12 protein-coding genes are annotated in these 12,464 nt (G+C 71.4%); 2 read left to right on the forward strand and 10 right to left on the reverse strand.

What is annotated here, in order from left to right; all coding sequences use genetic code 11:
* Positions 1–25: 25 nt before the first annotated feature.
* The 10 genes from QWM81_RS24040 to QWM81_RS24085 all read right to left on the reverse strand — a co-directional run bounded on the left by QWM81_RS24040 (position 26) and on the right by QWM81_RS24085 (position 9,492).
* Positions 26–1,264, reverse strand: coding sequence for a beta-ketoacyl-[acyl-carrier-protein] synthase family protein (locus tag QWM81_RS24040; RefSeq protein ID WP_290114414.1), 1,239 nt, complete (start codon positions 1,262–1,264; stop codon positions 26–28).
* The gene (locus QWM81_RS24045) at positions 1,264–1,512 is read right to left on the reverse strand and encodes an acyl carrier protein (RefSeq protein ID WP_290114415.1); all 249 of its coding nucleotides are present in this window, start codon (positions 1,510–1,512) and stop codon (positions 1,264–1,266) included. The genes QWM81_RS24040 and QWM81_RS24045 overlap by 1 nt, the downstream gene beginning before the upstream one ends.
* A gap of 137 nt (positions 1,513–1,649) precedes the next feature.
* Positions 1,650–2,657 (reverse strand): beta-ketoacyl-ACP synthase III, encoded by a 1,008-nt coding sequence (locus QWM81_RS24050; protein WP_290114416.1) that lies wholly within the window; start codon positions 2,655–2,657, stop codon positions 1,650–1,652.
* Positions 2,654–3,613: a VlmB-like protein gene (locus tag QWM81_RS24055; RefSeq protein ID WP_290114417.1), complete on the reverse strand. Its 960-nt coding sequence runs from the start codon at positions 3,611–3,613 to the stop codon at positions 2,654–2,656. The genes QWM81_RS24050 and QWM81_RS24055 overlap by 4 nt, the downstream gene beginning before the upstream one ends.
* Complete coding sequence (locus tag QWM81_RS24060; RefSeq protein ID WP_290114418.1) at positions 3,610–4,206, reverse strand: flavin reductase family protein; 597 nt, start codon at positions 4,204–4,206, stop codon at positions 3,610–3,612. The genes QWM81_RS24055 and QWM81_RS24060 overlap by 4 nt, the downstream gene beginning before the upstream one ends.
* Positions 4,203–4,718: a hypothetical protein gene (locus QWM81_RS24065; protein ID WP_290114419.1), complete on the reverse strand. Its 516-nt coding sequence runs from the start codon at positions 4,716–4,718 to the stop codon at positions 4,203–4,205. Before QWM81_RS24065 ends, QWM81_RS24060 begins: the two co-directional genes overlap by 4 nt.
* Positions 4,718–5,236 (reverse strand): type II toxin-antitoxin system RatA family toxin, encoded by a 519-nt coding sequence (locus tag QWM81_RS24070; protein ID WP_290114420.1) that lies wholly within the window; start codon positions 5,234–5,236, stop codon positions 4,718–4,720. Before QWM81_RS24070 ends, QWM81_RS24065 begins: the two co-directional genes overlap by 1 nt.
* Before the next feature lie 60 nt (positions 5,237–5,296).
* Entirely contained in the window at positions 5,297–6,556 is a 1,260-nt protein-coding gene (locus tag QWM81_RS24075; protein WP_290114421.1) for an aspartate aminotransferase family protein, read from the reverse strand.
* Between the two features lie 25 nt (positions 6,557–6,581).
* Entirely contained in the window at positions 6,582–7,718 is a 1,137-nt protein-coding gene (locus tag QWM81_RS24080; protein WP_290114422.1) for an acyl-CoA dehydrogenase family protein, read from the reverse strand.
* A 43-nt stretch (positions 7,719–7,761) separates the two neighbouring features.
* Positions 7,762–9,492, reverse strand: coding sequence for an aldehyde dehydrogenase family protein (locus QWM81_RS24085; protein ID WP_290114423.1), 1,731 nt, complete (start codon positions 9,490–9,492; stop codon positions 7,762–7,764).
* Between the two features lie 314 nt (positions 9,493–9,806).
* Here QWM81_RS24085 and QWM81_RS24090 point away from each other — a divergent pair, with 314 nt between their 5' ends.
* Both QWM81_RS24090 and QWM81_RS24095 read left to right on the forward strand, forming a co-directional pair.
* Complete coding sequence (locus QWM81_RS24090; RefSeq protein ID WP_290114424.1) at positions 9,807–10,799, forward strand: bifunctional lysylphosphatidylglycerol flippase/synthetase MprF; 993 nt, start codon at positions 9,807–9,809, stop codon at positions 10,797–10,799.
* Positions 10,800–10,827: 28 nt separating this feature from the next.
* Positions 10,828–12,464 (forward strand): MFS transporter (locus QWM81_RS24095; protein ID WP_290114425.1); only part of this gene is annotated, 1,637 nt, incomplete at its 3' end.

Below are 12,464 nucleotides of genomic sequence, written 5' to 3' on the forward strand. Positions count from 1 at the left end.
ATGTACGGGAACGGTGCGCGATCGGTCAGTCCCTGGTGACCACCAGCACCGCGTTCTGGCCCCCGAAGCCGAACGAGTCGCTGATCGCGGCCGTCATGGCCAGCGGCCTGGGAGCGCCTGTCACCACGTCCAGCTCCAGCTCGGGGTCCTGCTTGACCAGGTTGGCGGTGGGGGGTACCACGCCGTTCTCCACCGACAGGACGGTGAAGGCCGCCTCCAGGGCACCGGCGGCCCCCAGCGCGTGGCCGGTGACGCCCTTGGTGGAGGTGACCACCGGCCGGTCACCGAACACGCGCCGCAGCACGGCCGCCTCGGCCGCGTCGTTGAGCGGGGTGGAGGTGCCGTGCGCGTTGACGTGGGCGATGTCGCCGGGCGTCAGTCCGGCGTCGTCGAGCGCGGTGCGCATGGCGCGTTCCACCCCCTGGCCCGACGGGTCGGGGGCGGTGGGGTGGTGCGCGTCGGCGCTCGCGCCGTACCCGCTGATCCGGGCCCGGATGCGGGCGCCGCGAGCCCGGGCGTGCTCGGGCCGCTCCAGGACGAGGATGCCCGCGCCCTCGGCGGCGACGAATCCGTCACGGTCGACGTCGAACGGCCGGGAGGCCGCGGCCGGGTCGTCGGTGCGTCCGGACAGCGCGCCCATCTGCGCGAAGCCGGAGATGATCGACGGGGTGAGGCACGCTTCCGTACCACCGGTGATCACTATGTCGCAGGCGCCCGACCGCAGCAGCTCACGGGCGGTGCCGATGGCGGTGGCCGCCGCGGCGCAGGCCGTCGAGACCACGTGGTTGGGGCCCAGCGCGCGGTGCTCGATGGCGAGCTGGCCGGCCACCATGTTGGTGATCAGCATGGGGATCAGCAGCGGGGACACCTTGTGCGGTCCCTGCTCGCGCAGGGTCCGGTACTGGTTCTCCCAGCTCGCCGTGCCGCCGACCGCGCTGCCGAGCACCACACCGACGCGCGTGCCGTCCCAGGTGCCGGGGTCGAGGCCGGCGTCCCGCAGGGCTTCCTCGGCCGCGACCATCGCCAGCTGGACGAAGCGGTCCAGCCGCCAGGCCTTGCGCCGGCCCAGCAGGTCGTTGGCGTCGAAGTCCCGGACCCGGCAACTGAAGTCCACCGGCAGGCCCTTGAGCGCCGGGTTGCGCTCGGCGGTGGGCCGGCCGGCGAGGACGCGTCCCCAGCTCTCGGCCACGCCGACACCGGCCGGGGTGACGAGCCCCAGACCGGTGACGGCGGCGTCGAACCGGCGTGTCGCAACGGGGGCCATCAGACCTCCGCGCCCTTGGATTCGACCAGGGAGGCGACCTCGGCGAGGGTCTGCTGCGGGGACAGCTCGGTGTCGGAGACCTCCACGGACAGGTCGGACTGCACGGTGAGGGTGAACTCGACCAGGGCCAGCGAGTCCAGGTCGAGCTGCTCGAAGGTCGCCTCGGGCGTGGCCTCCTCGGCGGTGACACCGAAGCGCTCGACGAGGATGGTGACGAGACGGTCGTAGGTGCTGATCGTGGTGCTCATGGGAGGGTCCTTCCGGTAACGGGACGGTGAGGTGGCGCGGACGGCGCGGTGCCGTCCGTCCGCTTGCAGGTCGATGCCCAGGCGTGTGGCGAGTGAGAGCGCGAAGGTGTCCCGCGCGCTCCTCGCGTACAGCGCGTTCATACGGGGGTGATGTCGGGCCACTGAAACAGGCACGACCCCCAGGTGAGGCCGCCGCCGAAGGCGCCCGCGAGCACCCGGTGCCCCGGGCGCAGCTCTCCCCGTGCCGCCGCGTCGGCGAGGGCGAGGGGGATGGAGGCGGCGGCGGTGTTGCCGACGTCGGCGATGTTGGTGACCCGGTGGTCCAGTGGGATGCCGAGCCGTTCGGCCACCGAGTCGAGGATCCGCAGGTTGGCCTGGTGGCCGACGAACCGGTCGATGTCGCCGGCACCGAGTCCGGCGGCGGCCAGTACCCGCCGCGCCGACTCGGTCATCCGCAGCACCGCGTGCTTGTAGACCTGGGAGCCCTGCATGTGGAAGTACGTGTCACCCGGCTCCGGTTCGCGGCCCGAGGAGCGCTGGCGCGCACCGCCCGCGGGGATCACGAGGAGGTGCGCGAGCGAGCCGTCGCTCCCCAGGTCGAACGGGCCCACCGCACCCGGTTCGCCGGGCTCGCCGGCCCTGAGGACCACCGCCCCCGCGCCGTCGCCGAAGATCGAGGAGGTGGAGCGGTCGGCCGGGTCCACGATGGTGGTGAACGTCTCCGCGCCGATGATGAGGACACTGTCGGCGATGCCCGAGGCGATGAGGCCGGCGCCGGTGGCGAGCGCGTAGACGAACCCGCTGCAGACAGCCGCGACGTCGAAGGCCGCCGTCCCCCCCATGCCCAGCCGTGCGGCGACGTCCGGCGCGGTGGCGGGACTCAGGTGGTCGGGCGTGGTGGTCGCCAGGACGACGGCGTCCACGCTGTCGGTACCGGCGGACTTCAGCGCCCTGAGGCCCGCCTCGTGAGCGAGGTCGCCGGTGGCGACACCGGGATCGACGACATGGCGCTGCGCGATGCCCGTACGGGACCTGATCCATTCGTCCGAGGTGTCGAAGCGGCGGCTCAGGTCCTCGTTGGTGACCACGCGGGGCGGCAGCCAGCTGCCGAGCCCGCTCAGGACGGCGGCACGGCTACGGCTCATTTCAGGGCCTCTTCCAGCCCCATGTACGTCAGCCGGCTCTCCTGCATCTCCTCCGTCCACCGCTCGGCGGTGCTCTGCCGCTCCTCCGGCGTGGTGTCGACAAGTCTGCGGCCGGGCCAGATCTCGTAGTCGCCGACGATGTCGGCGTGCTGTTCCAAGCCCTGCTGGAAGAGGTGTTCGCGGCGGCTGACCATGTCGTGGGCGGGCAGCACGTCCCACATGCCCATGCCGTCGCGGATCAGCTCGACCGCCCGTTCGCGCTCCTCGGTGTGGGCCTGGAGGTACTCCTTGGCGGCGGCCGCCCCGACGGTGAGGTGGCGGATCTCGTCGATGCCGGCACCGCGCTCGATGTCCGCGGCGGCCGGGTTGAGGGGGCGCCACTTGCGCTCGCTCAGCTCGGCGGCGGGCGCGAGGACGCCTTCCACGATGATGGTGAGGATCAGGACGCCGCCGAGGAAGTCCCGCTGGTCCCGCATGACCTTCAGAGCGTATTCCTCCAGCGGGTCGAGTACCGCGGCGCGGTCGGCGCCCGCGATGTCCTGGATGCGGTCCAGCACCTCCTCGCGGGGGATGCCGAGCGCGACGAGGTGGTTGCGGAACACCATGGAGTGCCGCGCCTCGTCGATGAGCTGGGTGGCGTAGAACTCCATCGTGTCGATGGTGGGCGCGGTCGGGACAAGGTAGGCGAGGGCGCGGGTGGCCTTCTCCTCGGCGATGGAGCGGAAGGCCAGTTCCTGGGTGAGCGCGTCGCGCAACGGTCCGGGGACCAGCATGTGCGGGGGGATCTCCACGTCCGGGGCGTGCCCGGCGACGTGGCCGCGCAGGGTGCCGCCGGGGACCGCCTTCAGCCAGTAGGCCAGGTTCGCGGTGGCCGGAGTGAGTTCCAGGGTGCGGGCGCCCTCGATGAGATCCGGCGCGGTGTCCCAGCCGGCCTCTGCGGGGATCGTCTCGGTCATGGTGTTCGCTCCTGTGTCTGCGTGGTGGTCTGTGCCGTGGTCTGCGTCGTGATCAGCCGGCCTTGGTGGTAGACCAGCGGGCGGTCCTCTTCGGCCGCGGCCGTCCCGGTGGGGTCGGGCCCGGCGGCCAGCACCCGGGCGAGGACGATGTCGTGGTCGCCGGCCGGCAGGACCTGGTCCACCCGGCACTCGAACCAGGCGGTGGTCCCGCACAGCAGCGGTGCCCCGGTGCGGGCGCCGCGCCGGTGGCTCACGCCCGCGAAATGCCCGTGGCCACTGCGCCGGTCCGGGTCGGCGAACCTGCGGGCCAGCGCGGCCTGTCCGTGGACGAGCACGTTCACCGCGAACTCGCCCCCGGAGCGGATGGTCTCCAGGAAGGTGCTGCTGTGGGTGAGACAGACCGAGATGAGCGGCGGGCGGCGGGAGACGAAGGTGAAGGAACTCGCCGTGGTCCCGCGCAGACCCGCCGCCTCACCGGTGGTGAGCACCGTGACCCCCGTCGGGAAGCGGCGTACGCCGTGCCAGAACGAGTCCGGGTCCGGGCCCTCCTGCTGCGCCACCGCGGACGGCGCCAGTCGCGCGCCCGCGGTCATACGGCGGCCTTTTCTTCCCGCCTGCCGCCGGTGGCCGGACGCACCGCGGTGGTGCCGGTGATGCCCTGTGGTGACTGGAGCTCGTCGCGGAGGCGGACATAGGCCGGATGCGCCTTGGGTTCGAAGGACAGGGCGAACGGCTTGAGCGAATTGCCGAACAGCGCCCGGTCGCCGAAGAGGTGGATCGGCAGGACGAGCAGCGCCCATTCGAATCCGTACCACCAGACCCACAGGCCGGCGACCGCCGCCTGGGTGGCCAGGCTGTGCATCAGGTTGTAGGCGATGTAGTAGCCCTTGTGGATGCGTCCGTCACGGCTGCGCCGGTAGGCGATGGCGCCGGGGATGTAGCCGATGAGGTCGATGTAGAGGAAGAGCAGCACGGCCGGCAGCCAGCGGACCTCGTCCAGGTGCATGATGAACAGTTCCAGGCTGACGCCGAGCGCGACCAGGTACTCCAGCCGCATCAAGCGGGAAGTGGCCTTCGTCTCGTACGGGTTGAGGGCGTCGGCCATCAGTGCGCCCCCGCCCCGGCCGGGACGCCTTCGGTGCCGAGGGGACGGTCCAGGTCGGTGAGGGCCTCGGCGCCGTCGAGGATGGTGACGCCGCCGAAGAGACCTTCCAGCACGGACCGGATGGCGCGCTTGATCACCCGCTCGGCGATGGGGTCCATGATGCCGCTGAGGCTGGGGATGCCGAAGTCATAGGTGACCGCGAAGCGCACCTCGCAGCCGTCCTCACGGGGGGTGAGCCGCCAGTCGCCGCGGAAGTCGTCGAAGTCGCCATCGGCCTGCTGGAAGGCGATGCGGAGCTGCTCCGGCTCGAAGGTCTCCCGTTCGTTCCAGCTCATGACGCCGCGGCGGAAGTTGACCTTCCAGTCACTGCTGCCCGGCTCCCCCTCGGGAGTGGGGTGGACGACGACTTCGTGTACGTCCTCGGCGAGCTCCGCGTACCGGCCGAAGTCGGTGATCAGGCGGAAGGCACGGGCCGGGTCCGTCTCGGGGACGAGGACCCGCAGTTCGATACTGCGCATGTCGTTGCACTCTCTTTCTGCGAAGGGCTGTGGCGCACGTGGTGGCGGCGTCCCGGTGGGTCAGTCGACGAGGTTGGCGACCGCCCGGCTGTAGGCGGCCAGCAGAAAGGCCACGTCCTCCTCGGTGAGCACGGCGGGCGGGGTGAGCCGCAGCACCATGTGGGAGTTGAGCGAGTGGTTGGCGATCACGCCCTCCGCCAGCAGTTCGAGCAGCAGGTCACCGGCGAGCCCCTGTTCGGTGAACTCGATGCCGATGAGCAGTCCGGCGCCACGCACTTCGAGCAGCCGGTCACCGAGCGCCTGCCGTGCGATCCGGTCGAGTTCCCGCACCAGGCGGGCGCCGAGCTCCCGGGAGGCGTCGACCAGCCCCTCCTCCTTGATGGCGCGGATGGCGCCCTGGGCCGCGGCCATCGCCAGCGGGCTGCCGGAGAAGGTCGAGGTGTGGATGAACGGGTCCTTGTCGAAGGCGCCGAACGCCTCGGCGGTGGCGACGGCGGCCGACACGGGCACCACTCCCCCGCTCAGACCCTTGCCCACCAGCAGGACGTCCGGGACGACGCCCTCCCGGTCGGCGCCCCACCAGTGGCCCAGCCGGCCCAGGCCGGTCTGGACCTCGTCGAGCACGAAGAACGCGTCGTACTCCCGGCACAGCGCGGCGACGTCCCGCAGATAGCCGGCCGGCGGGATGACCACGCCCGCCTCGCCCTGCACCGGCTCCACGATCACGCAGGCGGTGCCGCGGTGCCGCGCCAGTACCTCGCGCAGCGCCTCGGCGTCGCCGAACGGCACATGGCTGACGTCGGGCAGCAGCGGCCGGAACGGTGCCTGGAAGAGGTCCTTGGCGGTCACGCTCAGCGCGCCGAAGGTCTTTCCGTGGTAGCCGTCGACCATCGACACCAGGTGGCGCTTGCCGTGGGTCCGCGCCATCTTCAGCGCGGCCTCCACGGCCTCGGCGCCGGAGCAGGCGAAGTGCACCTTGTCGAGGCCGGCCGGGGTCACCGCGGCCAGGGCCTCGGCGGCCCGGGCCACCTCGGGCTCCAGGAGCAGCCGGGTGGCCACCGGGTTGGTGTGCAGCTGCCGGATCACCTCCGCCACCACGGTGGGGTGGCGGGCGCCGGTGATCAGTACGCCGTATCCACCGCAGTTGAGCAGGTCGCGGCCTTCGGCGGTGCGCACCCACGGTCCCTTGGAGGAGACCTCTATATCGCCGCCGAACATCTCGCCGAGGGAAGCCCGGCCCTTGCTGAGGTGGCGGCGGTAGCGGTCGACGACCTCGGTGGCGGTGTCGGGACGTACGGGCGGGTCGGCCAGCGTCGTCATGTCGTTCTCCCTTTCTGCCGGCCGGTCAGCCGACCAGGACCGGGCCGCCGGCCCAGTGGTCCACGAGGCCGGGGGCGATGCTGGTGCGGGACGGTGGGTGGAAGGCGATGGCCTGGGTGGCCATGGCCAGACGGGTGGTGTCGGCGGACGCGATGTAGGCCATGCCGCCGAGGAGTTCGACGGCGTCACGGACGGTGTCGGCGATGGCGTCCTGGACCGCGTACCGGGTGACCAGGGCGTGTCCCAGGGCGTCATTGCCGAGCTCGCCGGCGTCCACCGACCGGGCGAGCCCCTCGACGAGGCAGACGGCGGAGCCGAGCCGGGTGCCGAGCGCGGCGCGGTCGGAGACGCTGCCCCGGCCCTGTTCCAGTACGCGCCGGACCAGCGCGGAGGCGATGCCGGTGTAGCCGGCCGCCACCATCATCTGGAACCAGATGAGGCCCACGGTCTGGAGCTGGTCCATCTCGTCCCGCAGCTGCGGGTCCGGCTGCACGATCTGCTCGGGACGTACGAACACGTCCTCCAGCCGCACCTCGTCGCTCTCCGCGCCGGCCAGCGAGGGGTTCCCCCAGAAGGGGTGGACGGACACCCCGGGGGTGTCGGCGGGCAGCATCAAGAACCCCATCGCGACGGAACCGTCGTCCTGCCGCATGCCGACGCTGGCGGTGAGCAGGTCCATCGAGCGGGCCAGGCTGCACGGCTTCTTCGAGCCGGTGAGCAGGAAGCCCCCGTCGGTGGGCCGGGCCGTCACGGTCGGCGACAGGATGCCCTGGCCGCTGCGCCCCTCCGCGAAGCCGGAGGCGACGATCAGCCGGTCGGTGACGACCCGCTGGAGCAGCTCACGCAGGTCGCTGCCCTCGCCGACCGCGTCGACGACGGCGAAGAGGGTGCCGAGGGAGAAGTGGTGCATCATCGTGCCGACCGTGAGCGAGGGCGCGACGGCGCCGAGGGCGCGGATCGCCCGGGTCGCGTCCAGTGCGTCGGCGCCGCAGCCGCCGAATGCGGATGGCACCAGCAGATTGGTTCCGCCCAGTTCGCGGAAGAGCGCGATGGCCGGGCTCTCGGAGGACTCGAGAATGTCGAGCGGCACGTCCTGCAGGGCCTTGCGCAGCCCGGGCAGGTGACTGTCACAGGTGTGGTCGGCCTGGTCCAGATACTGCATGGGTCAAGCTCCTTGGAGGGTCACGAAGAGAAACCGAGCGGGGTCACAGGGAGCGCCGGGCCTCCTCCCGTGCCTGGCGCAGAGCGGCGTAGGAGCCGAACACGGCGTCGTGGGGGCGAATCCCCCGGGCGACCGAGACGCCTTGGAGGTGCGAGGTGCGCAGCATCGGGTAGTTGGCCTCGCCGAAGACCCCACCGGTGAGGCCGGTGCCGCCGTGGGTGGGCAGATAGGGCAGGAACCCGATGTGCGAGTCGTTGATCTTGAGCAGGCCGCCGTTGACGATCTCCTGCTCGAACCGGGCGAGAATCCGCTCGTCGTCGGCCCACACCGAGTTGCGCAGCCCGTACGGATTGCTGTTGACGTACTCCAGGAACAGCCCGAGGAGTTCGTCGTCGTCCGCGGCCTCGGGCACGACGACCGGCAGCAGCGGGAAGAACGTCTCGCAGCGCACCGCCTCGACGTCCCGCGCCCGGGTCAGCCCGTCGATCCGCAGGACGGTCGGCTCCAGGAACAGCCCGGTGTCCGAGGGCGACCCGTCGACCTCCAGCCGGCGGGCCCCGTGCACCACCCGCGCGCCGTGGTCGAGCGCGTCCTTGACGAACTCGAAGAACCGCTCGCTGCGCAGCACCGGTGACAGCAGTACGCCGTCCTCGTCGGGGTAGCCGGGGCGCAGCCGGGAGACGGCCGTGCGCAGCCGGTCCAGCAGCTCGTCGGCGACGGCCGGGTGCACCAGCACCTGGTTGGGCACCATGCAGATCTGACCGGAGCCGTAGAAGCACTCCGTGAGGGCCTCGGCGGCCGTGTCGAGGTCGGCGTCGCGCCAGATCACCACGCAGTCGTTCCCGGCGAGTTCCAGGATCGGCTTCTTGCCCCGGCGTACGCACTCCTCCTGGAAGGCGAGTCCGTTCTCGGTGCTGCCGATGTAGAGGATGTCATCGGTGTGCGGGGTCTCCAGCCAGTGCCGCATCATCGGGCCCGGGCGTCCGCAGACGACGTTCAGCACTCCGGCGGGTGCGCCGATCTCCTCCAGCGCCGGTACGACGAACTCGCGCAGCGCGTACATCACGCCGAGCGGGGCGCTGCGCGGCGCCCGGACGACGACGGCGTTGCCGGCCATCAGGGCGGTGATGCCGAACAGGGCGCTGGCGGCCGGGGCGTTCTGCGGCGGGTTGACGCACACCACTCCATCGGGCTGGCGACGGACGACCAGCCGGCGTGAGCCGTGCGTGAACTCGCGGTGCATGAGCTCGTCGAGCCAGCCGAGGGTCTCCTCGCTGAACGTCTCCAGCAACCCCGCGACCTGCCATTCGGCGAGGGCGCGCGGGGTCCCCTCGGCGATGAGCACGTCGACCATGGCGTCGCAGCCCTCGACGATGCGCCGGCGCACGGCGGCGCCGAGCGCCATGCGCCGCGCGTGTGGCACCCGGGCCCATTCCACGGCGGCCTGGGCGGCGGCGGCGGAGGCGGCGGCGACGGTGTCGTCGTCGGCGAGGGCGACCCGGCCCACGACCCGGTGACCGGCCTCCTGCGGCTCGGTCCTGCGCTGCTCCAGGCGGCGCTTGAGGGTCAGGCTTTCGAAGACGTCGTCGAGGATCGACCGGGTCGTGACGGTGTAGACGTGCTTGTCGGAGTCGATGTCCTTGCCACCCACGTAGGAGCGGTAGGTGAGGATGGGGTCGTGGACCGCGTGGTGCGCGCCCCGCAGTGTCACGGCTCCGGCCGCGACCCCCCGGTCCCCGCCCCCGCGGATCGGCGCGCTGGCGTGTCGGTTCATGTCTCCCTGCTCGTTTCTGCTTCCGCCCCGCCCCGTCCGGACTCCGGTGTGCCGAATGTCCGCCGAAAGGCGTCGGGCTTCCTTCACGGCCTCTGATCGTCGGCGCCGCGCTCTGTCCCAGCGATCGTGGACGGGGCACCTGATCTTTACCTGACGATTCACTGACCCTGACGGCACGCTGACGTTCCGTCTGTGATTCGCGGACGGTTCAGTGTGCGACCGGGTCTCGTCATGGACAGGGGCTTCGGCGTTCCGGTTGACTGCGGTGTCGTACTGCCCGGAGAAGGGAAAACAGAGGGGAAGGGCGAACGATCATGACAGCCGGAACATTGCCCGAGGATTCGCTGGTGAAGGCACTGAACTCTTTCAGTGACAATCCCAGCGGTTTCCTGGCACTCAACAGAGGAAACAAGCATTTCACCTGCCCGGAAACGGAAGGCTTCATCTCCTACCGGGAATCCGGCCGGTACCTCGTGCAGTTCGCGGGGCCCTTCGCTCCGGCGGACGGCTACGGCCGGCTCCTCGACGCCTTCTCCGCGTACGCACGGAAGCGCCGCCGGCGCGTGGTGGCCGTGCAGCTTCAGTCGCAGGACGCCCGCCGTTACGCGGACCGCGGCTACACCGTGAACCAGATCGGCGCCTCGTACGCGGTCGACCTCACCCGGTTCACGCTGCGCGGAAAGCCGTTCGTGCAGCTCAGGAACAAGGTGTCACGTGCGCACCGGAGCGGCCTGACCGTCGTGGAGGCCGAGCACGAGAAGGTCGGCGAGGCGCTGACCGCGATTGACGGCGTCTGGCTGCGGAGCAAGGGAAAGCACGCCAAGGAGCTGGAGTTCCTGGTGGGCGAAACCGGCGGCCCCTTCCAGCCGGAGCGCCGGCTCTTCGTCGGTTACCTCGACGACCAGCCCATCGGCTATATCTCCTACTCACCCGCGCACGGCTCGCGGCCGGGCTGGCTGCACGATCTCAGCCGCCGAAATCCCGACAGCCCGCCGGGTGTCATGGAGGCCATCAACAAGGCAGCCATCCTGAAATTCCAGGAGGAAGAAGTGCCCTGGCTGCATTTCGGCTTCACACCTTTCACCGGACTGGATCCCGCGGTCGAGATGGACGGCGCCAGCAGCGCTTTCGGCTGGCTGGTCAAGCAGCTCGCCCAGCGCGGTGATTCGGTGTACCCGGCGAAGAGCCAGCTCGCCTACAAGGAGAAATGGGCGCCCCACCTCACCATTCCTGAATACGTCGGATTTCAGGGCCGAGCCCGGCTCAACGGCTTTCTGCACATCATGCGCGCATCGAACGCGATGTAGGCGGCGGCGACAACAGAACATGTCCACAATGCCGCCCGCCCGGCCCCGTCACGGCCTCTCCCTGATCTTTCTGGGACTGGCCGTCTTCGTGGTGTACGCGGGCACGACCGTCGCCGATGTGGCACTGCCCGGTATCCGGGCCGAACTGCCGGCGTCCGCGACCCAGTTGCAGTGGGTCGTCAACGTCTACATCCTCGCCTCCGCCTGTCTGCTGCTGACCGGTGGCGCCTTGGGCGACATCCTGGGCCGCAAGCGGGTGTTCCTCGTCGGACTCGCCGGATTCGGCGGCGCGTCCGCCGTGTGCGCCATGGCCGGCTCCATCGAACTGCTGCTTGTCGGCCGCGCCGTCCAGGGCGCCTTCGGTTCCGTTCTCATCCCGGTCTCGCTCGCCCTCGTCTCCGCGCTGTTCCCGGACCCGGCGGCGCGCGCCCGGGCCATCGGTGTCGGCGCCGGGTTCTGCGGTCTGGCCCTCGGCATGGGGCCGGTGCTCGGCGGGCTGGTGGCGGACGCGTGGGGCTGGCGCTGGATCTTCTGGATCGACGTACCGGTGGCGTTCGCCTCACTCGCCGCGCTCGTCCGCACGCTGCCGGACGGGCAGCCCCGGCTGGTCCGCCGGCTCGACCCGGTCGGCCAGGGCCTGTTCATCGTGGCCGTGGGCGCCACCGTTCACGGCCTGGTGCGGGGAGAGGCCCTCGGCTGGGGCTCGTTGCCGGTGACCGGCTCCTTCCTCCTGGCCGCCGCGGCGTTGCCGGCGTTCCTGTACTGGGAGCGGCGCAGCCCCGAACCGATGCTGCCGCTGACGCTCTTCCGCAATCCGGTGTTCACGGCCGCCTGCGCCGTCAATCTGCTGAGCCTGTTCGGGCTGTACGCCGGGATGGCGCTGCTGGGCCTGCGCATGTACGCGGTGGAGGGGTTCGGCCCGGCACAGACCGGCGTCCGGTTCCTGGTGCTCAACGGGGCGATCACCGTCGCCTCGTACGCGGCGGCGGTCCTGGTGGTGCGTACGGGTCCGAAGTGGCCGATCGTCGCGGGGACCGGGTGCTCGGCGGTGGGCCTGCTGGGCCTCGCGCTCCTGGACGGGGACGCGGGGTACGGAGATTACTGGTGGCTGCTCATCCTGATGGGCACGGGCGTCTCGCTGGCCGGAGCGCCCGCGACGGTGGCGCTGCTCGGCGCCGTGCCCGTGACCTGGGCGGGGACGGCGTCCGGCGTGTCCAACACCTTCCGGCAGCTGGGCAGCGCGCTGGGCGTGGCCGTCTCCACCGCGCTGCTGGCCGGCGGCGTCAACGGGGCACTGCCCGAAGCGCTGGACCGCACCCCGCTGACCCCGGCGGAACGCGACCGGGTGCTGGAGGCGGCCGCGCACGGCGATCTCATGGCCGCCGCGTCGCTGCCGGATCCCGCCGCCGCGGAGCATGCGGCCGGTGCCGTGCACGCGGCGTTCGCGCACGGCGCGGCGCCACCACTGCTGCTGTCGGCGACGGGGGCGGCCCTCGCCGGACTGCTCACGCTGGTCCTGCTGCGCCGCCCGCGCCCCAGTACCGAGGACCTGACCGTCCGTATCCCGGTCGAGGGGGAGGACGAGATCGCCCGGCTGTCGCGGTCGTTCAACGCGATGACGGCCGCCCTGGCCTCGTCGCGGGACCGGCAGGCGCAGCTGATCGC

Origin of the sequence: Streptomyces ficellus (assembly GCF_030406405.1) — a bacterium.
Lineage (GTDB): Bacteria > Actinomycetota > Actinomycetes > Streptomycetales > Streptomycetaceae > Streptomyces > Streptomyces ficellus_B.

Coding starts and splice junctions, on each gene's coding strand:
- QWM81_RS24070 (WP_290114420.1), bottom strand. CDS start 5,236: ATGCGCAGTATCGAACTGCGGGTCCTCGTCCCCGAGACGGACCCGGCC.
- QWM81_RS24060 (WP_290114418.1), bottom strand. CDS start 4,206: ATGACCGCGGGCGCGCGACTGGCGCCGTCCGCGGTGGCGCAGCAGGAG.
- QWM81_RS24080 (WP_290114422.1), bottom strand. CDS start 7,718: ATGCAGTATCTGGACCAGGCCGACCACACCTGTGACAGTCACCTGCCC.
- QWM81_RS24045 (WP_290114415.1), bottom strand. CDS start 1,512: ATGAGCACCACGATCAGCACCTACGACCGTCTCGTCACCATCCTCGTC.
- QWM81_RS24050 (WP_290114416.1), bottom strand. CDS start 2,657: ATGAGCCGTAGCCGTGCCGCCGTCCTGAGCGGGCTCGGCAGCTGGCTG.
- QWM81_RS24055 (WP_290114417.1), bottom strand. CDS start 3,613: ATGACCGAGACGATCCCCGCAGAGGCCGGCTGGGACACCGCGCCGGAT.
- QWM81_RS24075 (WP_290114421.1), bottom strand. CDS start 6,556: ATGACGACGCTGGCCGACCCGCCCGTACGTCCCGACACCGCCACCGAG.
- QWM81_RS24040 (WP_290114414.1), bottom strand. CDS start 1,264: ATGGCCCCCGTTGCGACACGCCGGTTCGACGCCGCCGTCACCGGTCTG.
- QWM81_RS24090 (WP_290114424.1), top strand. CDS start 9,807: ATGACAGCCGGAACATTGCCCGAGGATTCGCTGGTGAAGGCACTGAAC.
- QWM81_RS24065 (WP_290114419.1), bottom strand. CDS start 4,718: ATGGCCGACGCCCTCAACCCGTACGAGACGAAGGCCACTTCCCGCTTG.
- QWM81_RS24085 (WP_290114423.1), bottom strand. CDS start 9,492: ATGAACCGACACGCCAGCGCGCCGATCCGCGGGGGCGGGGACCGGGGG.